The 21,686-nt window shown below is 66.6% G+C and carries 15 protein-coding genes; 4 read left to right on the forward strand and 11 right to left on the reverse strand.

What is annotated here, in order from left to right; translation table 11 throughout:
* Nucleotides 1-33 precede the first annotated feature (33 nt).
* From rpsR to ACG01O_RS04975, 4 genes are all read left to right on the forward strand, one after another.
* Nucleotides 34-324, forward strand: coding sequence for a 30S ribosomal protein S18 (rpsR, locus tag ACG01O_RS04960; RefSeq protein WP_088481803.1), 291 nt, complete (start codon nucleotides 34-36; stop codon nucleotides 322-324).
* 12 nt (nucleotides 325-336) lie between these two features.
* Nucleotides 337-789 (forward strand): 50S ribosomal protein L9, encoded by a 453-nt coding sequence (rplI, locus tag ACG01O_RS04965; protein WP_394381925.1) that lies wholly within the window; start codon nucleotides 337-339, stop codon nucleotides 787-789.
* A 169-nt stretch (nucleotides 790-958) separates the two neighbouring features.
* Nucleotides 959-2,383, forward strand: a complete 1,425-nt coding sequence (dnaB, locus tag ACG01O_RS04970; RefSeq protein WP_394381927.1) for a replicative DNA helicase — start codon at nucleotides 959-961, stop codon at nucleotides 2,381-2,383.
* 82 nt (nucleotides 2,384-2,465) lie between these two features.
* Nucleotides 2,466-3,590, forward strand: coding sequence for a PA0069 family radical SAM protein (locus tag ACG01O_RS04975; RefSeq protein WP_394381930.1), 1,125 nt, complete (start codon nucleotides 2,466-2,468; stop codon nucleotides 3,588-3,590).
* A gap of 41 nt (nucleotides 3,591-3,631) precedes the next feature.
* Here the strand turns inward: ACG01O_RS04975 and ACG01O_RS04980 are convergent, their stop codons facing one another.
* The 11 genes from ACG01O_RS04980 to ACG01O_RS05030 all read right to left on the reverse strand — a co-directional run bounded on the left by ACG01O_RS04980 (nucleotide 3,632) and on the right by ACG01O_RS05030 (nucleotide 21,532).
* Nucleotides 3,632-5,302 carry a phosphoethanolamine transferase gene (locus ACG01O_RS04980; RefSeq protein ID WP_394381932.1) on the reverse strand — a complete coding sequence of 557 codons (1,671 nt, stop codon included), beginning with the start codon at nucleotides 5,300-5,302 and terminating at the stop codon, nucleotides 3,632-3,634.
* A 97-nt stretch (nucleotides 5,303-5,399) separates the two neighbouring features.
* Nucleotides 5,400-7,037 (reverse strand): response regulator, encoded by a 1,638-nt coding sequence (locus ACG01O_RS04985; RefSeq protein WP_394381934.1) that lies wholly within the window; start codon nucleotides 7,035-7,037, stop codon nucleotides 5,400-5,402.
* 291 nt (nucleotides 7,038-7,328) lie between these two features.
* The gene (dnaJ, locus tag ACG01O_RS04990) at nucleotides 7,329-8,477 is read right to left on the reverse strand and encodes a molecular chaperone DnaJ (protein WP_394381935.1); all 1,149 of its coding nucleotides are present in this window, start codon (nucleotides 8,475-8,477) and stop codon (nucleotides 7,329-7,331) included.
* A gap of 67 nt (nucleotides 8,478-8,544) precedes the next feature.
* A complete protein-coding gene (gene dnaK, locus ACG01O_RS04995; RefSeq protein WP_394382520.1) occupies nucleotides 8,545-10,527 on the reverse strand; it encodes a molecular chaperone DnaK in 1,983 nt (660 codons plus the stop codon).
* Between the two features lie 51 nt (nucleotides 10,528-10,578).
* Complete coding sequence (gene grpE / locus ACG01O_RS05000; RefSeq protein WP_394381937.1) at nucleotides 10,579-11,103, reverse strand: nucleotide exchange factor GrpE; 525 nt, start codon at nucleotides 11,101-11,103, stop codon at nucleotides 10,579-10,581.
* Between the two features lie 79 nt (nucleotides 11,104-11,182).
* On the reverse strand, nucleotides 11,183-11,596 hold the full coding sequence (locus tag ACG01O_RS05005) for an RNA-binding S4 domain-containing protein (RefSeq protein WP_394381939.1): 414 nt from the start codon (nucleotides 11,594-11,596) through the stop codon (nucleotides 11,183-11,185).
* 17 nt (nucleotides 11,597-11,613) lie between these two features.
* On the reverse strand, nucleotides 11,614-12,720 hold the full coding sequence (gene hemH / locus ACG01O_RS05010; RefSeq protein ID WP_394381941.1) for a ferrochelatase: 1,107 nt from the start codon (nucleotides 12,718-12,720) through the stop codon (nucleotides 11,614-11,616).
* Between the two features lie 12 nt (nucleotides 12,721-12,732).
* Entirely contained in the window at nucleotides 12,733-13,701 is a 969-nt protein-coding gene (locus ACG01O_RS05015; protein ID WP_394381943.1) for an adenylate/guanylate cyclase domain-containing protein, read from the reverse strand.
* Nucleotides 13,702-13,863: 162 nt separating this feature from the next.
* Nucleotides 13,864-16,107, reverse strand: coding sequence for an RNA polymerase sigma factor RpoD (gene rpoD, locus ACG01O_RS05020; RefSeq protein ID WP_394381945.1), 2,244 nt, complete (start codon nucleotides 16,105-16,107; stop codon nucleotides 13,864-13,866).
* Nucleotides 16,108-16,456: 349 nt separating this feature from the next.
* Nucleotides 16,457-18,373: a DNA primase gene (gene dnaG, locus ACG01O_RS05025; RefSeq protein ID WP_394381947.1), complete on the reverse strand. Its 1,917-nt coding sequence runs from the start codon at nucleotides 18,371-18,373 to the stop codon at nucleotides 16,457-16,459.
* Nucleotides 18,374-18,382: 9 nt separating this feature from the next.
* The gene (locus tag ACG01O_RS05030; RefSeq protein ID WP_394381948.1) at nucleotides 18,383-21,532 is read right to left on the reverse strand and encodes a putative bifunctional diguanylate cyclase/phosphodiesterase; all 3,150 of its coding nucleotides are present in this window, start codon (nucleotides 21,530-21,532) and stop codon (nucleotides 18,383-18,385) included.
* Between the last annotated feature and the right edge of the window lie 154 nt (nucleotides 21,533-21,686).

Consider the following 21,686-nt stretch of genomic DNA (forward strand, 5'->3'; position numbering starts at 1 on the left):
ACTGAATCCGGATAGATTTAACAGAGGTCCAACATGCCCCCTCTTCGTGGCAAAGGTCGCTTCTCCAAGGACAAGAAGCCCAAGCGCAACCAACAGTCGTTGCTGTTCCGTCGCAAGCGTTTCTGCCGCTTCACCGTCGCCGGTGTTGAGCAGATCGACTACAAGGACATCGACACGCTGCGCGATTTCATCGCTGAAAACGGCAAGATCACGCCCGCTCGCCTGACCGGCACGCGCGCTTTCTTCCAGCGTCAGCTGACGGTGGCCATCAAGCGCGCGCGCTTCCTGGCTCTGCTGCCGTACAGCGACCAGCACAAGGTCTAAGGAGCTGACGACATGCAAGTGATCCTGCTCGAAAAAGTCGCCAACCTCGGCAACCTCGGCGATGTCGTCAAGGTCAAGGACGGCTACGCCCGTAATTTCCTGATCCCGACCAAGGCCGCTCGTCGCGCCACCGAAGCCGCGATCAAGGAATTCGAAGCCAAGCGCGCTGAGCTCGAAAAGGCTGCCGCTGAAAAGCTGGCTGCCGCTCAGAAGCTGGGTGAAGCCCTGGCTGGCAAGACCGTTCGCATCGCCCAGAAGGCCGGTGTTGACGGCCGCCTGTTCGGCTCCGTGACCAATGCCGACATCGCAGATGCCCTGACCAAGATCGGTTCGGCTATCGTGAAGTCGCAAGTGCGCCTGCCCAACGGCCCGCTGAAGACCGTGGGCGAGTTCCCGGTCAACGTGGCTGCCCACACCGACGTGGTGGTGGAAATCACCGTTCAGGTGGTTGCTGAAGCCGAGTGATCGGTTTCCAGGAAGCTCGCTTCCCCTGATGGCGCGGTGACCTTGGGTCGCCGCAACATCGAGTGAAGGCCGATACCCTCTGGGTTTCGGCCTTCAGCTTTTTGGGGCTGAGGTTGTCCCGCCTTGGCCACCGGTTGACCCCAGTCCGTCCACAGCTTTATCCACAAGCATGTCCGCGATCCTGCCCACCTCTTCGTCTTCCTCTCCGTCCGATGACGAGGTGGCCCGCCTGCGGGTGCCGCCGCATTCGGTGGAGGCCGAGCAGAGCGTGCTGGGCGGGTTGCTGATCGACAACTCCGCCTGGGACAAGGCCGCCGACTTGTTGACCGAGGGCGACTTCTACCGCTTCGAGCACAAGCATGTGTTCGCGGCGGTCGGCAAGCTCATCAACGCGGGCAAGCCGGCTGACGTGGTGACGGTGTTCGACGAGCTCACCTCGGTCGGGCGCGCGGAAGAGTGCGGTGGCCTGTCGTACCTCAACGCGCTGGCGCAGAGCGTGCCGAGCGCGGCCAACATGCGCCGCTATGCCGAAATCGTTCGGGAGCGGGCCATCCTGCGCAAGCTGGTGGCCACCAGCGATGAGATCGCCACCGCTGCGATGAACCCGCAAGGCCGTGCCGTCACCCAGATCCTGGACGAGGCCGAAGGCAAGATCTTCAAGATCGGCGAAGAAGGCTCACGCAGCCAGCAGGGCTTCCAGAGCATGGACCGCCTGGTGATCGCGCTGATCGACCGCGTCAACGAACTGGCCGAAGCCGGCCACCAGGACGTGACCGGCGTTCGCACCGGCTTCTATGACCTGGACAAGCAGACCGCCGGCCTGCAGCCGGGCGACCTCATCGTGCTGGCCGCGCGCCCGTCCATGGGCAAGACGGCGTTTGCCGTGAACATCGCCGAAAACGTCGCGATCAACGAAGGCTTGCCCGTCGTCATCTACTCCATGGAAATGGGCGCGGCGCAGCTGGCGTTGCGGATGGTGGGCTCCATCGGCCGCATCGACCAAAGCCACCTGCGCACCGGCCAGCTCAAGGACGACGAGTGGAGCCGCCTGTCGGAAGCCGTGGACAAGCTGGGCAAGGCCAGCATCTTCATTGACGAGAGCCCCGGCCTGAGTCCTTCGGAAGTGCGGGCGCGCGCGCGGCGGCAGGCGCGCATCTGCGGTCAGCTGGGCTTGATCGTGATCGACTACCTGCAGCTGATGACCGGCAACGGCGGTGGCAACGAGGAAAACCGAGCCACCGTGCTCGGTGAAATCTCACGGGGTTTGAAGGCCCTGGCCAAGGAGCTGAAGTGCCCGGTCATTGCGTTGTCGCAGCTGAACCGTTCGGTGGAGCAGCGCCCTGACAAGCGCCCCATGATGTCTGACCTGCGGGAATCCGGCGCCATCGAGCAGGACGCGGACATCATCATGTTCATCTACCGCGACGAGTACTACACCAAGGACGAGTGCAAGGAGCCGGGCGTGGCCGAGATCATCGTGGCCAAGCAGCGTAACGGCCCGGTCGGCACGGTGAAGCTGGCCTTCCAGCGCATGCACACCAAGTTCGAGAACCTCGCCCCCGGCTACGTGGGCGTGGAGCGCGACGAGTACTGACGCACGGCTCTGGGATCGGACCGCGCCTGCGGACACTGCGTCCGGCGTGGAGCAGGGCGACAAAACTGTATATATTTACAGTATGCCGCAAGCCCCCCGACCGATCGCTGCCGCGCAACCGGCCCTGGTGCCCTTGTCTTCCATCAAGGGCCGAGGTGCCGCCACGGCCATGCCGCACCGCTTCGAGCGCTCAGAGCGCGAGCAGTTCGACGACGGCTGGGGCACCTGGGAGCAGGAGGCCGCCCAAGAGGTGCTGCCGCCCGCCACCGAGGTGATCGAGGAGCAGGCGCGGCGCATCCTGTCGAGCAACCAGTCGCCCGACATTTCCTTCGATTACTCCATCAACCCGTACCGGGGCTGCGAGCACGGCTGCGTCTACTGCTTTGCGCGGCCCACACACAGCTACCTGAACCTCTCCCCGGGGCTGGATTTCGAAACCCGCCTGGTGGCCAAGATGAATGCGGCCGAGCGCTTGCGTGAGACCCTGGCGGGCGCGCGCTACGTGCCCAAATCGCTCGTGATCGGCACGGCCACGGATGCCTATCAGCCGATTGAACGCCGCCTGCGCCTGACCCGGCAGGTGGTGGAGGTGCTGGCCGAAAGCCGGCATCCGTTCTCCGTGGTGACCAAGAGCAGCGGCATCGAGCGCGACCTGGACCTGATCGCGCCCATGGCTGCGCAAGGGCTGGTGTCGGTCTACGTGTCGGTCACCACGCTCGACAACGACCTGGCCCGCATCCTCGAGCCGCGTGCTGCGGCACCGGCCCGGCGCTTGCGCACACTGCGCACCTTGGCCGAAGCCGGCGTGCCGGTGGGGGTTAGCGTGTCGCCCATCATTCCATTCATCAACGAGCCTGAGCTGGAACGCATCCTGGAGGCCGCGGCCGAGGTAGGAGCGCGCAGCGCGTTCAGCATCCCGGTGCGCTTGCCATGGGAGGTGAACCCGTTGTTCCAAGACTGGCTGCAGCGCCACTTCCCCGACCGCGCAGACCGCGTCATGGCGCGCATCCGCGACATGCGGGGCGGGCAGGACAACGACGCCCGCTTCGGCACCCGCATGACGGGTGAGGGGCTGTGGGCCGACTTGCTGCGGGCCCGCCTGACGCGCGCCGCGCGCCGGCTGGGCCTAGCCACCGAGCGCCGGCCCGTGCAGTTGGCGCTGTTCCAGCCGCCCGTGAAGCCCAGTGCGCAGGCCAGCCTGTTCTGACCGAATCGCCTGCAGCCGTTGTCCTGGTGTGTCCGTGCCGTTCAGCGGCGGCAGCCAGCCAGCAGGTCGCGCCCCGGTTGGTAGACGTCGGCCCGCGCACCCACCCAGCCCATGACCGTGTGGAAGAGGTGGTCGTGCGAGGCGGGTTGGTCCCGCAGGGCCTGCAGGCAGCCGGGCTTGAGCGTGGCCGCCAGCGCGCCGGCTTGCGGCACCCAGAAGATCATGGGCACGTGGGTTTGTTCCTTGGGTGCGATGGCGTACGGCATGCCGTGCAGGTACAGGCCGTTCTCGCCCAGCGATTCGCCATGGTCTGACACGTAGAGCATGCCGGCGTCGAACCGTGACGTCTGGGTGCCCAGCCAGTCAATCGCCCGGGCGAGGAGTCGGTCGGTGGTGGCGATGGTGTTGTCGTAGCCGTTGACCACGCGCTCGCGCGGGCACTGCTGCAACTCATTGCTGCGGCATTCGGGCTGGAAGGGCTTGAGGTCGGCTGGCGAGCGCTTGAAGTACGCCGGGCCGTGGCTGCCCATCTGGTGCATCACGAGCACCAGGCCGCGTTGCAGCCGAGCCGGGTCGAGTGCTGCGATGCGGGCGTCCAGTGCGTGCAGCAGCGCTTCGTCGAAGCACTCCTCGCCGTCGCACAAGCCGGCGGGCAGCGGGGCGGCGCCTGCCGGCAGCTTGGCGGTGAAGCTGTTGGGCACGCGGTCGCACAGGCCCTTGCAGCCGCTTTGGTTGTCCAGCCACAGCACAGCGAGCCCAGCACGTTGCAGCACGTCCAGCAGGTTCTCCTGCGGCTTGTCGGCGTCGAAATCGGCGCGGCCCTGCGGCGCGAACATGCAAGGCAGCGACGCTGCGGTGGCGGTGCCGCACGAGCTGACCTGGCGCAGGCTGATCAGTTGGTCGGCCGGCAGCTTCGCCAGCTCCGGGTTGGTCGGGCGCGCATAGCCGTTGAGGCTGAAGTTCATCGCGCGCGCGGTTTCGCCCACCACCAGCAGCAGCAGCGGGGGCTTGGCCCCGTCCGCACGCGGCAGCAACTGGGCATCGGCCCCGATGACCACCGGCGGCCCCTTGGGGCCGGACAGGCTGCGCACACCCACAGCGCTGACCGAATACACGGCATTCAGCGGCGTGACCATGTAGCGCAGCGTCTTGTTGTTGCGCATGGTGGACGACAGCGTTGCGAACACGCTGAGGGCCAGCAGCACCATGGCCAGCAGCCCCAGCGCGAAGGAGCCGAGATTGCCCAACACCCGCTGCCGCAGGGCCTGCGCCGGTGCGGCGGGGCGGCGCAGCAACCACACGGCGGGCAGCACGCCCAGCGCGAGCAGCGTGGCGGCCAGGCGCCAGCTCAGCAGGTCGCGCGTCTCGCGCGCGTCGGTTTGCACCATGTTGACCACCATGGTCGGGTCGAACACGATGCCGTACGCGCCGATGAAATAGGCCAGCGCCGCCGCGGACATCAGCAGCACCACCAGCGCGCCCTTCACGAATCGCGGCCACGCCAGCAGGCTCAGCACCGCGCCGGTGGCAGCCGTCACCATGCCCACAAAGGCCAGGAGGAAGCTCAGGCGGCTGCCCGGCATGCCGTGGAGTTGCTGCCAGAGCGGCAGGTTGGCCAGCACGCCCATCCAGAGGCTGCAAAGCCACACCTGGGTCAGCGGGCGGGTGGTGTCGGGCTGGAACCAGGCCAGCAGGCGCTTGAGCAAGGACATGCGTGTCAACAGAGAAGGCAGTGCCCGCCATTGTCCTTGCGGCACATGAAGCCCAGCTGCAGCCGGGGCCGGGGGTTCACCCCAGGGTTCTCAGCCGTCAGGCCGGTGCGGCTGCCGGCGCGCGCAGCGCAATGCCGCCGGCCGGATGCCCGCGGCTCGTGGTGTTGGCCATGGGCTTCACGAACCGGGCGTGCAGGGTTTCGATCTGCTCCGACAGCATGGGTGCGCCTTCGATCTTCTCGGCGTGGCGTTTCAGCACCAGCCCAGCCATGTCGATGAGCTTGGAGTTGCGCGTTTTCTCACCCTGTTGAATGAGCAGTTCCACGGCCACCTTGGCGCTGCCGCGCAACGAGTGGCGCATGGCGGTTTCCGCCACGTTGAAGATCTGCTGGTGGCACTCACGGAACTGCTCGGCGGCCGCGACATGGCTTTCGGTCATGGCGACCAGAATTTCCGTGCTGGCCTTGGTGGCGCAATGGCGCATGCCCAGGCCTTGCAGGATGGGCATCATTTCCTCGAGCTCCACTTCCTGGCTGGACAGTCGAATCCACAACGCCGTCAGCAGCGACGCAGCTTCCAGGTCGAAGTTGCCCTGGTTGGCGTGTTCGGTGAACTCGCGTGCCACCACCATGGCCTGCCCGACACGGCGCTCCAGCAGGAACGCCAGGCCCCGGAACACCAGGTCGAAGCGCTGCAAGCGAATCGAGCCCGGCGCGCGCTCCAGCGCGGCGAGCAGGGCGTCGTGGACGTACTTGAAGCCTTTGTAGTCCTTGTTGTCGAACCGCATCAAGCCGATCAGCACCAGGCTCAGCATGTCGAACAGCTTGGAGCGCAGGCCTTGCGACATCGCCCGTTCCAGCATGCGCAGCGCTTCGGCGCGCTCGCCGGCATAAAAGCCCAGCGAGCCGCAGCGCTGCAAGCGCAGCAGGCAGCCGGGCGTGAGCGTTGCGGCGGTTTGGTAGGTCTTGAGGGCCTCGTGCAGGTCGCCTTGTTCCATCTGCACGTGGCCCATCAGGTCGTGCGAGTCGGCGTAATCGGGCAACTCGCCGATGAGGTTTTCCAGCGTGCGGCGGGCTGCCTGCAGGTTGCCGCCGGCCACTTCGGTGCGGGCCACGCCCAAGCGCGCCCAGGGCACCGTCTTGGCGGCGATGATGGCCTCGTACAGCGTCCGGGCTTCGTCGAAGCGCTTCAGGCGCAGCAGAAGTTCCGCGCCGATGCGGGCGGCATACAGCCAGTACTTGCCGCGCGCCTCAAAGCGGGCGAGGCACAAGTCGGCAGCGGTCTGGAAGTCTTGGTTCTCAATCGCCTCGAAGATGTCTTTCAGGATGCGCTTGCGCAGCCGCGCGCTCGCCAGGCGTTCCGCCAGGTTGGCGCTGGTGTAGGGCTTGATCAGGTAAGCGTCGAGTGCGGCTTCCGCGGCTTCGGCCACCTTGGCGTAAGTGGCCTCGCTCGTCACCATGACGAACACGGTGGAGTAGGGCAGCAGACCTTCGCGGCGCAGTTCGTCCAACAGGTCCTGGCCGGATGTGTCGCTGGTGTCGAAGTGGTAGTCGCACAGCACGATGTCGTAGGTCTGGTGCTCTAGCATGACCCGGGCATCCTTCACCCGCGAGGTCTGGCGCACCGTGCCCACGCCCAGGTCGCGCAGTTGCGCGGACATCAGGCTGCGTGAGTTCGCATTGCTGTCGATGATCAACGCCGACGCATCCTGGATGGTGTCGTCCATCAGGAACATGCAGCCTCCTGACGCGGCGCGGGGCCGTGGAAAAGGCTGGAGTGGGCGGTCGCAACAATCACAAGGGATTCATCGGAAAGCAATACGGTTGACTTTAGGAGCCTTTGACAACCGTTTTCAGATGGTTTACCAGCGTTGCGGGGCGGGGCGTGACTTACGACGCAGGCTGTCCAGGCGCGGCCTGTCCGGGGCCTGTCTGCGTGGGGCGGGCAAGAAGAAGCCGCGAGGCCCGTGAGGCGTCGCGGCTTGGGGTGAGCAGGGTGTCCTGGGGCTGGCCTGAAGCCCCTGCGCTTACTTGAACAGGTCCTTGACCCGATCCGTCCAGGTCTTGGCGTTGGGCGAGTGCTTCTCGCCGCCCTTTTTCAGCGACTCGTCCAGCTCCTTGAGCAGCTTGCGCTGGTGCTCGGTGAGCTTGACCGGCGTTTCCACCGCGATGTGGCAGTACAGGTCGCCGGGGTAGCTCGAGCGAACGCCCTTGATGCCCTTGCCCCGCAGGCGGAAGGTCTTGCCGTGCTGCGTGCCCTCGGGCAGTTCGATCTCGGCTTTGCCGCCCAGCGTCGGCACTTCAATCGTGCCGCCCAGGGCCGCGGTGATCATCGACACCGGCATGGTGCAGTGCAGGTCGTCGCCGTCACGCTCGAAGATGTCGTGCTGCTTGATGCGGATCTCGATGTAGAGATCGCCCGCAGGGCCGCCGTTCACGCCAGGCTCGCCATTGCCCGCCGAGCGGATGCGCATGCCTTCGTTGATGCCGGCCGGGATCTTGACCTCAAGCGTCTTCTGCTTCTTGACCTTGCCCTGGCCGTTGCAGCTGGTGCAGGGGTCGGGAATGATCTTGCCGCTGCCGTGGCAGTGCGGGCAGGTCTGCTGGATGCTGAAGAAGCCCTGGCGCATGTGCACCTGGCCCGAGCCACCGCAGGAGCCGCAGCTCTTGGCGCTGGTGCCGGGCTTGGCGCCGGTGCCGCCGCAGGTTTCGCAGCCTTCCCAACTCGGGATGCGGATCTGCGTTTCCTTGCCGCGGGCGGCTTCTTCCAGCGTGATCTCCATCGCGTAGCTCAGGTCGCTGCCGCGATACACCTGCTGGCCGCCGCCGCGGCGCCCGCCACCCTGGCCGCCGAAGATGTCTCCAAAGATGTCGCCGAACGCCTCGGCGAAGCCGCCGAAGCCTTCCGCACCCGGGCCGCCACGGCCGGCACCCATGTTGGGGTCCACGCCGGCATGGCCGTACTGGTCATAGGCCGCGCGCTTTTGCGCATCCGACAGCATCTCGTAGGCCTCTTTGGCCTCCTTGAACTGCTCTTCGGCCTTCTTCGCCCCGTCGCCCTGGTTGCGGTCGGGGTGGTACTTCATGGCCAGCTTGCGGTAGGCCTTCTTGATCTCGTCCTCAGTGGCGCCTTTAGCCACACCGAGAACTTCGTAGTAATCGCGCTTGGAAGCCATGCTCGTCTCTTAAAGCAGCAAAGGCCCGGAGGCGTGGGGACGCGTCCGGGCCGCGGTCTTGGAGGGCTTACTTGCCGTCCTTGACTTCCTTGAACTCGGCGTCCACGACGTTGTCGTCGGCCGGGCGCTTGGCTTCACCTTGCGGTGCGGCCTGGGGCTGTTCGGCACCGGCGGCGGCACCTGCAGCCGCTTGCGCAGCCTGTTGGTCGGCGTAGATCTTCTCGCCCAGCTTCTGGCTGGCGGTCATCAGGGCTTCGGTCTTGGCGTCGATGGCGGCCTTGTCGTCACCCTTGATGGCTTCTTCCAGGTCCTTGGCGGCGGCTTCGATCTTGTCCTTCTCGCCAGCGTCCAGCTTGTCGCCGTGCTCGGACAGCGACTTGCGCACGCTGTGCACCAGGCCGTCGGCCTGGTTGCGGGCGGTGACGAGCTCGACCTTCTTCTTGTCCTCGGCGGCGTTGGCTTCGGCGTCCTTCACCATCTTCTCGATCTCGGCTTCCGACAGGCCCGAGTTCGCCTTGATGGTGATCTTGTTTTCCTTGCCGGTGCCCTTGTCCTTGGCGCCGACGTGCAGGATGCCGTTGGCGTCGATGTCGAAGCTCACCTCGATCTGGGGCACGCCGCGCGGTGCCGGCGGGATGCCTTCCAGGTTGAACTCGCCCAGCGACTTGTTGGCCTGGGCCAGCTCACGCTCGCCCTGGTAGACCTTGATGGTCACGGCCGGCTGGTTGTCGTCGGCAGTGGAGAAGGTCTGGCTGAACTTGGTCGGGATGGTCGTGTTCTTCTTGATCATCTTCGTCATCACGCCGCCCAGGGTCTCGATGCCCAGGGACAGCGGGGTGACGTCCAGCAGCAGCACGTCCTTGCGCTCGCCGCCCAGGACCTGGCCCTGGATGGCGGCGCCGACGGCCACGGCTTCGTCGGGGTTCACGTCACGGCGCGGTTCCTTGCCGAAGAACTCCTTGACCTTGTCCTGCACCTTGGGCATGCGGGTCATGCCGCCGACCAGGATCACGTCGTCGATGTCGGACAGCGACACGCCGGCGTCCTTCACGGCCGTGCGGCAGGGGGCGATGGTGCGCTCGATGAGCTCGTCCACCAGCGACTCCAGCTTGGCACGGGTCAGCTTGACGTTCAGGTGCTTCGGGCCCGAGGCGTCCGCCGTGATGTAGGGCAGGTTGACGTCGGTCTGCGAGCTGTTGGACAGCTCGATCTTGGCCTTCTCGGCCGCTTCCTTCAGGCGCTGCAGGGCCAGCACGTCCTTGGTCAGGTCGACGCCCTGTTCCTTCTTGAACTCGGCAATGATGTAGTCGATGACGCGCTGGTCGAAGTCTTCACCGCCCAGGAAGGTGTCGCCGTTGGTGGACAGCACCTCGAACTGCATCTCGCCATCCACGTCGGCGATCTCGATGATCGAGATGTCGAACGTGCCGCCGCCCAGGTCATAGACGGCGATCTTGCGGTCGCCCTTGCCGTGCTTGTCCAGGCCGAAGGCCAGGGCCGCGGCGGTGGGCTCGTTGATGATGCGCTTGACGTCCAGACCGGCAATGCGGCCGGCGTCCTTGGTGGCCTGACGCTGGGCGTCGTTGAAGTAAGCCGGCACCGTGATGACGGCTTCGGTCACTTCCTCGCCGAGGTAGTCCTCGGCCGTCTTCTTCATCTTGCGCAGCACTTCGGCGCTGACCTGCGGGGGCGCCAGCTTCTTGCCGCGCACTTCCACCCAGGCGTCGCCGTTGTCGGCGGCGGCGATGGTGTAGGGCATCAGGTCGATGTCCTTCTGCACTTCCTTCTCGCCGAACTTGCGGCCGATCAGGCGCTTGACGGCGTACAGCGTGTTCTTCGGGTTGGTCACCGATTGGCGCTTGGCCGAGGCGCCGACGAGGATCTCGCCGTCTTCCTGGTAGGCAATGATGGACGGCGTGGTGCGCGCACCTTCCGCGTTTTCGATCACGCGGGTGGTGTTGCCTTCCATGACCGCCACGCACGAGTTGGTCGTGCCGAGGTCAATGCCGATGATCTTTCCCATGTTCTTGCTCCTGGTGAATGCTTGGATGTCTTGGATTTGTGGATAACTCGCGCGCCTTCAAGGGCGGCGGGTTGTGAATTACTTGGGCGCGGCGACCGTGACGAGCGCTGGGCGCAGCACGCGGTCAGCGATCAGGAAGCCCTTTTGCAGCACGGTCACGACCGTGTTGGACTCCTGCGTCGGCGCCGGCACCATGGAGATGGCCTGGTGCTGGTGCGGGTCGAACTTCGCGCCCTGGCCGGGGTTGATCTCGACCACCTTGTTGCGCTCCAGCGCGCTGGACAGCTGGCGACGCGTGGCGTGCACGCCTTCCAGCACGGTCTCGACGCTGGCACTCGGCGTGGCGATGGCCGCTTCCAGGCTGTCCATCACGGGCAGCATGGCTTCGGCAAACGCCTCGACCGCGAACTTGCGGGCCTTGGCCACATCTTCGTCGGCCCGGCGGCGCACGTTCTCCACCTCGGCCTTGGCGCGCAGGTAGGCGTCGCTCATCTCGGCCAGGCGGCCTTCGAGCTCGGCGATCTTGATCTCGGGGTTCAGTTCAGCGGCCGTGGGCTCGGGGGCGCCAGCGGCGTCTTCGGGCAGAGGGGTGTCGGTTGTCATGGCAAAAAAGGTCGGAACCGCGCCGACATGGGGCGCGATATCCGGGTTTCAAGAGGGGTTTTGAAAAAAGTCGCCCGAATCAGCCCGGGTCGGTGCCTGCGTCGAGGTCGTCGGCCGATGCCGACCAGCGGTCCCAGTCCGCCAGGCGGCGTCGATCCAGTTTGGTGGGGCGACCTTGCGTCAGGCTGGCGGCGGGCTCCGGCGCCAGGCGCCGAGCCTCGGCCGCGGCTTCGCGGGCAGTGATGCTGGCAGGCGTCTCGGCGTACAAGGCCTGGGCCTGCGGCGCCGGACCTCGCTGGGCGGACAAGCCCCGCACTTCCACTTCCCGCGTCACCGCGCCGATGCGAATGCTCAGCACATCGCCCACGCGCACGTCGCGCGCCGGCTTGACCGGCACGCCGCCCACGCGCACCCGGCCCAGGTTGATTTCATCCACAGCGAGGGCGCGGGTTTTGTAGAACCTCGCCGCCCACAGCCATTTGTCCAGCCGCATGCTGGCCGGCGCCTCGCTCAAGCGGAGGCCCCTGCCGCGCGGGCGCGCTCCTGTTGCAAGGCCAGGGCGTCAGGGGAGGGCGGCGTGGTAGGCCAGCCCTGGAGGTGGCGCTCGGCCAGGGCTGCCAGCGCGCGCATGCCGGACGGGTGGTCGTTCAGGCACGGGATGTAGCTGAAGCGCTGGCCGCCGGCGTGCAGGAAGGCTTCACGCGCCTCCTGGTTGATTTCTTCCAGGGTCTCCAGGCAGTCCGCCGCGAAGCCCGGGCAGATGACGTCCACCGACTTGCAGCCTTTCTGGGCCAGGTCGATCAGGCTGGGTTCGGTGTACGGCTCCAGCCATTTCGCCTTGCCGAAGCGGCTTTGGAAGGTGACCTTCCATTCGCCCGGCTTCAGGCCCAGCGCCTCGGCCAGCAGCCGGCCGGTCTTCAGGCATTCGCAGTGGTACGGGTCGCCCAGGTGCAGGGTGCGCTCGGGCATGCCGTGAAAGCTCATCACCAGTTTTTCGGCCCGGCCGTCGCGCTGCCAGTGTTCGCGCACGGTGGCGGCCAGGGCGTTGATGTACGCGGCGTCATCGTGGTAGCGGTTGATGAAGCGCAGTTCGGGCAGGTGGCGGGTTTTCAGGGCCCAGCGTGCGACGTCGTCGATCACGCTCGCGGTGGTGGCGCCGGAGTACTGCGGGTAGGCCGGCAGCACCAGCACACGCTTCACGCCGTCGCGCTTGAGGGCGTCCAGCACCGTGCCGATGGCGGGTTGGCCGTACCGCATGGCAGCCGCCACGCGCACGCGCAGGCCCCGCTCGCCGAGCTGGCCTTGCAGCAGCTTGGCCTGCTTCTCCGTCCACACCTTGAGAGGTGAGCCTTCCGGGGTCCAGACCGTGGCGTACTTGGCGGCCGACTTGGCCGGCCGCACGCGCAGGATGATGCCGTGCAGGATGGCCATCCAAACCAGACGCGGGATCTCGACGACCCGCGGGTCAGCGAGGAACTGCCCGAGATAGCGGCGCAGGGCGGGGGCGGTCGGAGCGTCGGGCGTGCCGAGGTTGCACAAGAGCACGGCCACATCGGTGGCGATGGGGCCCGCGGGCGCGCTGCCGTGGCGGTACGGCGGTTCAGGCTGAAAAGGCATGGGTGAGGGTAGTCAGCGGCGGCCGCGCAGGCCGAAGGGCTGTTGAGGTTCGGTGTCCGCGAAGTGCAGCACCTCGAATCGGACGATGGGCGACTGTTCATCGGTCGGCGGGCCGCCCAAGCCGATGACGCCCGAGCCGTGCAGCGTGCAACTGCCGCGTTTGAGGCTGAGCATTTCGCCCGATTCCCCGAAGCGAACGTAGGTGCCGTTGTAGGACAGGTCAGTCAATTCGAAGCTGCTGCCTTGCCAGTCGATGCGGGCATGGGAGCGCGACACGCGGGCGTCGGTGATGCAGTAGGTGGCTTGCACGCTGCGGCCCAGGACGATGGGCATGGCGTGGATGTCGAACACGCGGTCGAGGTCGCCCCAGGTCAAGCGCATGCCGTCGGGTTCGACGGAGCGCATCGGCTCGCCGAATTGCGTGGCGGCGTCGTCCGCGCTGAGCAGGGCAGCGGCGTCCATGCGGTACACGTGCACGGGCTCGATGCGACCGCGCACCGAGATGCGGTCCAGGCTGCGAAACCGCCCTTTGGACGCGTGGTGCAGCCCGGCCAGCACTTCGGCGGTGATCAACGTCTCGCCATCGCCCGCGTGGTCGATCAGCCGCGCGGCCACGTTGACGGCGTCGCCGAAACAGTCGCTGTTGAGTTCCACCACCTCGCCGCGCGCCAGGGCCACCTGCAGGCGCAATGCCAGCATGGCAGGGTTGTTCAGGCGCCGGGCCCGTTGCACGGTCCGCTCCAGCATGTCTTGCATGCGCTGGGCAGCACGCACGCCGTCACGCGGGGTGTCGAACGCAGCCATCAGGCCATCGCCCAGGGTCTTGATCAACTGGCCGCCGCTTTCCAGCACCGCTTCACTGATCTGCCCCACGGTCTGCGTGACCAGGGCGCTGGCCTCGGCGTTGCCGAGGGACTCGTACAGCCCGGTGCTGCCACGCAGGTCGGCAAAGAGGACAGTGCGCTCGCGGATGGCGGTCATGGTGGCAGTTTACAGACGCAAAAAAGGCCGGACGGGCCGGCCTGTGCTTTGGGGTGTGCGTGCAGCTTGTGCCTTGCCTCGCAGTGCGAGTCAGGGCGCCAACTCCGTGCGGTCTGCAAGCAGTCCGCACCGCCTTGCGGCGGCCCCGTCCCCGGTCAACCTTTACAGGTTGTCCAGGTACGTGCGGAGTTTGTCCGAGCGGCTCGGGTGCTTGAGCTTGCGGATGGCCTTGGCCTCGATCTGGCGGATGCGCTCGCGGGTGACGTCGAACTGCTTGCCGACTTCTTCCAGCGTGTGGTCGCTCTGCATCTCGATGCCGAAGCGCATGCGCAGCACCTTGGCCTCGCGCGGGGTCAGCGAATCGAGGATGTCCTTCACCACGTCGCGCAGGCCGGCTTGCATGGCGGCTTCGATCGGCGCGGTGTTGTTGGTGTCCTCGATGAAGTCGCCCAGGTGGCTGTCGTCGTCGTCGCCGATCGGCGTCTCCATGGAGATCGGCTCCTTGGCGATCTTCATGATCTTGCGGATCTTGTCCTCGGGGATCTCCATCTTCTCGGCCAGCGTCGGCGCGTCCGGCTCGTAGCCGAACTCCTGCAGGTGCTGACGCGAGATGCGGTTCATCTTGTTGATCGTCTCGATCATGTGAACCGGGATGCGGATCGTGCGGGCCTGGTCCGCGATCGAGCGGGTGATGGCCTGGCGGATCCACCACGTCGCGTAGGTCGAGAACTTGTAGCCGCGGCGGTATTCGAACTTGTCCACCGCCTTCATCAGGCCGATGTTGCCTTCCTGGATCAGGTCCAGGAACTGCAGGCCACGGTTGGTGTACTTCTTGGCAATGGAGATGACCAGGCGCAGGTTGGCCTCGATCATTTCCTTCTTGGCGTCACGAGAGGCCTTCTCGCCCTCGTTCATCTTCTTGTTGATGTCCTTCAGGTCATCCAGCGGCACGACGGCCTTGGCCTGGATGTCGATGAGCTTTTGCTGCAGTTCCTGCACCGGCGGCAGGTTGCGGCTCAGGATGTTGCTGTACGGCTTGGCCGCAGCCACTTCCTTCTCGGCCCACTTCAGGTTCAGGGCGTTGGGCGGGAAGGTCTTGATGAAGTGCTCTTGCGGCATGCCGCACTTGTCGACCACGATCTTGCGCAGTTCGCGTTCGTAGCGGCGCACATCGTCCACCTGGCTGCGCAGGATGTCGCACAGCTTTTCAATGGTCTTGACGGTGAAGCGGATGGTCATCAGCTCGCTGCTGATGGCCTGCTGTGCCTTGTTGTACGAAGCGGACTTGTAGCCGTCCTTCTCGAAGGCCTTGCGCATCTTGTCGAAGCTGTCGGACATGGCGTCCAGCTTCACCAATGCGGCGGTCTTGAGTTCTTCCAGCTTCTTGGTCAGTGCCTTGGAGCCGCCGTTGCCGTCGTCGTCGTCGTCTTCGTCGAATTCGTCGAAGTCCTCTTCGGCCACATAGTCGTCCGCTTCGTCTTCGGCCACGAAACCGTCCACGACGTCCGAGATCTGCATCTCACCGGCGCGGATCTTGGTGGCGTATTCGAGGATGTGGGCGATGGTGGTCGGCGAGGCCGAGATGGCCAGCATCATGGCCTGCAGACCGCCTTCGATGCGCTTGGCGATTTCAATTTCGCCTTCGCGGGTCAGCAGTTCGACGGTGCCCATTTCGCGCATGTACATGCGCACCGGGTCGGTCGTGCGGCCGAACTCGGAATCGACCGTGGACAGCGCCGCTTCCGCCGCTTCTTCGGCTTCTTCTTCCGTCGATGTGGCGGTGGTGTTGCCCTGGATCAGCAGCGTGGCGGCGTCGGGTGCCTGCTCGTACACCGCGATGCCCATGTCGTTGAGCATGGAGATGATGGCCTCGAGGATTTCCTCGCTGACCAGCTTCTCGGGCAGGTGGTCGTTGATTTCCTGGTGGGTCAGGAAGCCGCGCGTCTTGCCCATTTTGATGAGGGTCTTCAGCTCGCTGCGGCGCTTGCTGGCTTCCTCTTCGGTCAGGGCGGTTTCTTCCAGGCCGAATTCACGCATCAGCGCGCGCTCCTTGGCGCGGCTCACCTTCATGCGCAGGGGCTTGGCCTTGGGCGTGTCTTCTTCAACGGCCGCCACTTCCTCGACTTCGGGCTCTTCGCCTTCCACCTCGGCGTCGATGTCGGAGAAGTCTTCTTCCTCTTCCTCGGCACCCTTCTTGCCCGCCTTCTTCGAGGTGGTTTCAGCCTTGGGCTTGCGACCGCGCTTGGGCTTGTCCTCGTCCGTGGCCTTGGCCGCCTTGGCGGCAGGCTTGGCTGCCTTGGCCGGCTTGGCAGGCGCCTCGGCGGCAGCCGCCTTCACGGCCGTCTTCTTCTTGGGCTCTTCGGCGGGAGCGGGGCTGGCCTTGGTCGCGGTCTTCTTGGCGGTCATGCAGGTCCTTCGGTTTGGGCGCGGTCAATTCAGAAATGCAGCAGCCACCGCTGCCAGCCCAGGCTCGGCGTCAAACCGGCGGGGAGGGAGCGGTGGCTTTCGTCGCCGGGGTGTCGGTCAGCAAGCAACCGAGGGACCCTGACGTGGCGCGAACAAGCTGGCGTGATCGTTTGGTGTGCAGAGCTGGCGGAAAAGTTGGCCTTTGAAACCCCTTGGGTCATCCCGTTGGGTTACCCAGTGTCGCTGGGCGGCCGGGGTCCGGCATTTCTCTGCCGTCACTCTTGTTGACGCGCGCGGAAAACGCAAGATTATCAGCGACAAATCGCCGAATTGCAAAAGCGTGACAGGGCTAACCCTGATTTGGCTTTCCGGAGGCGGGGGTATTCAGGATGCCATGCCGCTCGCGCAGGCGGGCCAGCGCCTCCAGCGCCCGGCGGCGGTCGTCGTCAGTGGCGCCCACGCCACCTGGCAAGGCTGCCGGCGCACGGGCATGCAGTTCCGCCAGCGCGTGCCGGAGGTCGCCCGCGGGGTCGAGTTCCTCGATGCCCAACTCTTGCGACGGCCGCACGAGACGCTGCGCCAAGTCGCCCAGGCCGTCAGCGGTCAATCCAGCCTGGACGACCGCCCAGGGCCCGGCGCCGTGGTGGGTGAGGTGGCGCTCCAGCCAATGGATCAGCTCCCCATGCGAGCCCGGCAGGTCGTGAAGCAGCGCGCGGTCTTCGTCGGTCAGGCTGTCCCAGAGTTCGCTATGTTGAAGCAGCAGGCGCACCGCGTTGTCGGTGGGTGTGGAAGGGGCGGCGCGAGGGCCTGCCGGGCGTTCTTCTTCGCCACGACGCTTGCCTTTCCATTCCCCCTTGGGCTTCCACTCGCCCTTGGGTTTCCATTCCCCCTTGGGCTGCCAGCGGGGTTTTTCGGCGCTGGCTGCATGGGCCGGTGCAGCCTCGTCCTGCGACACGACCGGCGCGCCCAGCCACAGCGCTTGCAATTCGGCCTCCGGCATCTGGCCCTGCCGGGCCAGGTCGCCGAGCAACTGCCGGCGCAGCAGCCCGTCAGGCAGCAAATTCCACAACGGGTGGGCCTGCTTGAGCATGCGGGCCCGACCTTCGGGCGTGCCCAGATCGCACCCGTCGGCGGCCACGTTGGACAGCTGTCGCGACAGCGGGATGGCGCCCTCGACGCAGCGCTCAAATGCATCACTGCCCAGGTCGCGCACGTAGGAGTCCGGGTCGTGCTCGGGCGGCAGGAACAGGAACCGGACGGTGCGGGTCTCGGTGGCGTGTGGCAGGGCCGCCTCCAGCGCCCGCACGGCGGCGCGGCGGCCTGCGGCGTCCCCGTCGAAGCTGAACACAACGGATTCGGTGAAGCGGAACAGCTTGTGCACGTGGTCGGCCGTGCAAGCCGTGCCGAGCGTGGCCACGGCATTGCCGAAGTTGTGCTGGGCCAGCGCGACGACATCCATGTAACCCTCCACGACCAAGGCATAGCCGCGCTGGCGCATGGCCTGCCGGCCTTCGTACAGGCCGTACAGCTCCTTGCCTTTGTGGAAGACGGGGGTCTCTGGCGAATTCAGGTATTTGGGTTCGCCTTTGTCCAGCACTCGGCCGCCGAAGCCGATGACCTCGCCCTGCACGTTCCGGATGGGGAACATGATGCGATCGCGGAAGCGGTCGTAGCGTTTGGCGTCCTGCCCTGGCTCAGCTTCGGGCGTGATCACCAGGCCGCTTTCCACCAGCTGCGGGTCGTCATAGCTCGGAAAGCCGCTGGCGAGCGACCGCCAGCCTTCCGGCGCATAGCCCAGGCCGAAGCGGGCGGCGATCTGCCCGGTCAGGCCGCGGCCCTTCAGGTAGGTCACCGCGCGCTCGGACTTGCGCAGTTGTGCTTTGTAAAAATCAGAGGCGCGGGCCAGCACGTCAGTCAGGCTTTGCTGGCGTGCCTTCTCGGCCTTCGCTTTCTCCCGTTGCTCCGGGCTGCGTTCATCTTGCGGCACGACCATGCCGACCTGTTGCGCCAGGTCTTCCACGGCTTCGACGAAGGTGGCCGCCGTGTGCTCCATCAGGAAACCGATGGCGTTGCCGTGCACGCCGCAGCCGAAGCAGTGATAGGTCTGTCGGCTGGGGCTGACGATGAAGCTCGGCGATTTTTCGCCGTGGAACGGACACAAACCTTTGTGGTTGATGCCGGCCTTTTTCAGGTCCACGTGACGGCCCACCACGTCGACGATGTCGACGCGGGCCAGCAAATCCTGGATGAAGCCTTGGGGAATCACCCCTCGAGTTTAAAGAGGCAGCTGGGTGCCGCCCTTGACCTGTTGCGTCCAGTCGCTGGCGGCGAAGCTGCGCATCCAGTCGGCCAAGGCCGCCGGCGGCATGGCGGCGGCAATGCCATTGCCCTGGCCGTAGCGGCAGCCGATGCGCAGCAGCTCGCGGGCGTGTGCGCGACTTTCCACCCCCTTGGCCAGCACGGCGCAGCCGAGGTTGCGGCCCAACGCAATCACGCTCTCCACCAAGGAGAGGTCCTGTGCGTCGCCCAGCATGCCTTGCACATAGCTGCGGTCCAGTTTCAGGGTGTCCACCGGCAGCCGCTTCAAGGAGGCGAGGTGGGTGTAACCGGCGCCGAAGTCGTCCAGCGCGATGGTCATGCCCAGCGTGAGGCAGCGTTGGATCAAGGCCTGGGTGGCTTCGGTCTCGGCCAAGGCGTCGGCTTCCAGCACATCCAGGTGCAGCAGCGACGCCACCTCGGCGGGCTGGCGCTGCAGCAGTTCCTGCAGGCGCTGCGGGAAGTCCGGTTGATTCAGCTGCCGGGCGCCCACGTTGACGCTGACCGGCAACCCGGTGCCGCCGCGAATGCCTTCTTGCCGCCACAGCGCGGCTTGCTGCAGTGCCTGTTCAATGACCCAGTCGCCCAGCTGCACGGCCAAGCCCGTGGTTTCGATCAGCGGCAGGAAATGCGCTGGCGCCAGCAGGCCGCGGTCTGGGTGCTGCCAGCGCAGCAGCGCTTCCACGCCCATGACCTGTCCGGTGCGCAGGTCCACGTGAGGTTGGTAGTGCAGCACCAGTTCGCCCGCGTCCAGCGCCTTCTGGAGCCGGGCCAGCGCGATGAGGGACGCTTCGTCGCGCTGATCCAGGTTGGGGTCGTGAAACTGGACTCGGCTGCGGCCGGCGTGCTTGGCGCGGTACAGGGCGTGGCCTGCGTGGCGCAAGAGCGTTTCCGGGTCGGCGTCGTCCCGCGGATAGACGGTTGCGCCCACGCTGGCGCCGATTTCCAGCGCCAGGCTAGCGCCGGCACGGCTGCCCCGCACGGCAACGGGCGTACCCAGCACCGCCAGCAGGCGTTCGACGCCGCGTTGGGCTTCCTCTGGGGTCTGGGCGCGCATGACGACCGCGAACTCGTCGCCATGCAGCCGCGCGAGTTGATCGGCCGTGTCCGGCGAGGCGCCCCGCGCCCCGCGAAGCGCCGATTTCAAGCGCGTGCTGAGTTGCAACAGCGCGGCGTCAGCCACGACGGGCCCGTGCTCGGTGTTGACCTTGGCAAAGTCGTCGAGGTCGATGACCGCCACGACCAACTGGAAGCCGTCCCGCGTGGCGGCGGCCATGGCCTGTTGCAGCAGGCGCATGAACTCGTCCCGGTTGGGCAGCCCGGTGGCCAAGTCATAGCGCATCCGCCGGCGTAGCAATTCCTGCTGGCGCAGGGATTCACCCAAGTCCGTCAGGCTCAACACCCGCCAACGCGGCGTCACGCCGTCGGGCTCGGCGACCGGGCTCAGCTTGGCGGCAAACACATGCTTGCCGCCGTCGCTGAGTTCGGTTTGCAGTTGCCCCGCCCAGCTGCGGCCGGCGTTCAGTTCCGACAGCAAGGCAATCGGCTCCAGCCCACTGCGCTGGAGGTTGGACAGGCTCAGGGGCGCGGCCACGCGGCCGATCAAGGATTCGCGGGACGCATGGACGATGTCGCAGTACGCCGGGTTCACCTCCACGATGCGCCACTGCGTGTCCACCACAGCCAGGCCTTCGCTGGCTTGCTGGAACAGCGTGGCGGACATGCGTTCGCGTTCTTGCGCGGTGTGGCGCCAACTGACGTCGGCCAGGGATGCGATCAGGCCGCCGGCTTTGCCGTCGCGGTCACGCACGGGCACATGGGCCTGCAGCTCGTGCCAACGCCAGTCGCCACCGTCGGCGGCCAGGCGCAGTGACACGCTGAGGTGGTTGCGTTCGGGGTCGGCCAGCAGATCGCGCAAGGCGCGGCGAATGCCGTCGCGGTCGCGCGGGTGGGCCAAGCGCAACCAGTCCAGCGGGCCCGAGCCGCCAGCGGAGCCGTCCAGCGGCGTGGTCAGCGCCACCCACCGTGCCGAGGCATGCCGGCGCCCTTCGGGCAGGCGCCATTCCGCCAGCGCGAGCCCTTGGGCATCCAGCGCACTGCGCCAGCCGTCGCGGTCGCGGAAGTGCTGCTGGCTCAGTCCGGCGATGAGCAGCGGCAGGCCCGCCAGGGCGGCGCCGGCCAGGAAGGCGGGGGTGCTGGGCTGCGCTCCCAGGGCCCACAGCGCCAGCAACACGCAGCTCAGGTTGGCGTTGGAGCGCGGCGACGCCTGCAGTGCGTGCATGGCCAGCAACAGGTGGGGCAGCAGCAGCCAGTTGCTGGAGCCCGAGCGCCATGACAGAACAGCTTGAGCGCCCAGCGCCGCCAGCGCCAGTGCGCGGCCCAGGCGACGGCTGCCGCGGCGCGGGCGCTGAATGCTGGCCTGCATCGCGGTGCCGGCGGCCAAGAGCGCCAAGCAGAACGCGCCCGCCATAGGCAGCGATGCACTGAAGGCCGCGGCCCAACCCGTGCCAGCCAGGGTGCCGGTGGCGGTCAGCACCAAGGTCACCAAGGCGGGGGCAAGCACCCCGGCCAGCGCGGCGAACACGCCCACTTCACGCCAATTCGCCAGGCGGCCGGTCAATCCCAAGCGACGCAACCAGGTGCGATGCAGCGCCAGCGCCACCACGGGCAGGCACAGGATGGCCAACAAAGGTGAGGTCAGGATGCGGGCTGGCGTGTCGGATGCCGCCAGCAACAAAGGCAGGCCACAGCCGAGCAGCAAGGTGCCCATCACCAGCGGCAGCATCCAGGTGGACAGGCGCCACAAGGTCATCAAGCCGAGCGCGGCAACAAGCCCGGGCACCAGCAGGTCTTGCGCGGCGTAGCTGCCCGCGGGTTGGGGCAGTTGCAGCGCGGCGGGCAGACGCGGCGCGAGCAGGCTCAAGGCTACAACCAACGCGCCCGCGGAGCCCGCGATGCCGGCACGCACCACCCGATGCAGCTGGCGCCAGGCGCTGCGACGGATGCGGCGAGGCCCGGGCGGCAGCTGCGTGGTGGGGGGCGCCTGCAGGCTCAGATCAGAGCCTTGGCTTGGGGGAGCGGTGTCCGAAGCGCCGGAATGCAGATCCATGGTTTCACGCCCCATTCATGGCGCCAGGTTGGCGCGAGATGAATATCGATGCTGCTGACTTGGGCCGAAAAGATTCGGGCATCCCAGCAACAAGACGTTTAGCGAAAGCCATGCCGCAGTTTAGGCGCGGCGCCTGCTCCAATGAAAAGGGCCA

The sequence above is a fragment of the Pelomonas baiyunensis genome, assembly GCF_043555935.1.
In the GTDB taxonomy this organism is placed as follows: domain Bacteria; phylum Pseudomonadota; class Gammaproteobacteria; order Burkholderiales; family Burkholderiaceae_C; genus Pelomonas; species Pelomonas baiyunensis.

Bases quoted from the DNA above. Each gene is read 5' to 3' on its own strand.
- hemH (WP_394381941.1), bottom strand. From the start codon at position 12,720: ATGCCTTTTCAGCCTGAACCGCCGTACCGCCACGGCAGCGCGCCCGCG.
- ACG01O_RS04980 (WP_394381932.1), bottom strand. From the start codon at position 5,302: ATGTCCTTGCTCAAGCGCCTGCTGGCCTGGTTCCAGCCCGACACCACC.
- ACG01O_RS04985 (WP_394381934.1), bottom strand. From the start codon at position 7,037: ATGTTCCTGATGGACGACACCATCCAGGATGCGTCGGCGTTGATCATC.
- ACG01O_RS05005 (WP_394381939.1), bottom strand. From the start codon at position 11,596: ATGCGGCTGGACAAATGGCTGTGGGCGGCGAGGTTCTACAAAACCCGC.
- ACG01O_RS04975 (WP_394381930.1), top strand. From the start codon at position 2,466: ATGCCGCAAGCCCCCCGACCGATCGCTGCCGCGCAACCGGCCCTGGTG.
- dnaJ (WP_394381935.1), bottom strand. From the start codon at position 8,477: ATGGCTTCCAAGCGCGATTACTACGAAGTTCTCGGTGTGGCTAAAGGC.
- ACG01O_RS05030 (WP_394381948.1), bottom strand. From the start codon at position 21,532: ATGGATCTGCATTCCGGCGCTTCGGACACCGCTCCCCCAAGCCAAGGC.
- rpoD (WP_394381945.1), bottom strand. From the start codon at position 16,107: ATGACCGCCAAGAAGACCGCGACCAAGGCCAGCCCCGCTCCCGCCGAA.
- dnaB (WP_394381927.1), top strand. From the start codon at position 959: ATGTCCGCGATCCTGCCCACCTCTTCGTCTTCCTCTCCGTCCGATGAC.
- rplI (WP_394381925.1), top strand. From the start codon at position 337: ATGCAAGTGATCCTGCTCGAAAAAGTCGCCAACCTCGGCAACCTCGGC.
- ACG01O_RS05015 (WP_394381943.1), bottom strand. From the start codon at position 13,701: ATGACCGCCATCCGCGAGCGCACTGTCCTCTTTGCCGACCTGCGTGGC.
- rpsR (WP_088481803.1), top strand. From the start codon at position 34: ATGCCCCCTCTTCGTGGCAAAGGTCGCTTCTCCAAGGACAAGAAGCCC.
- grpE (WP_394381937.1), bottom strand. From the start codon at position 11,103: ATGACAACCGACACCCCTCTGCCCGAAGACGCCGCTGGCGCCCCCGAG.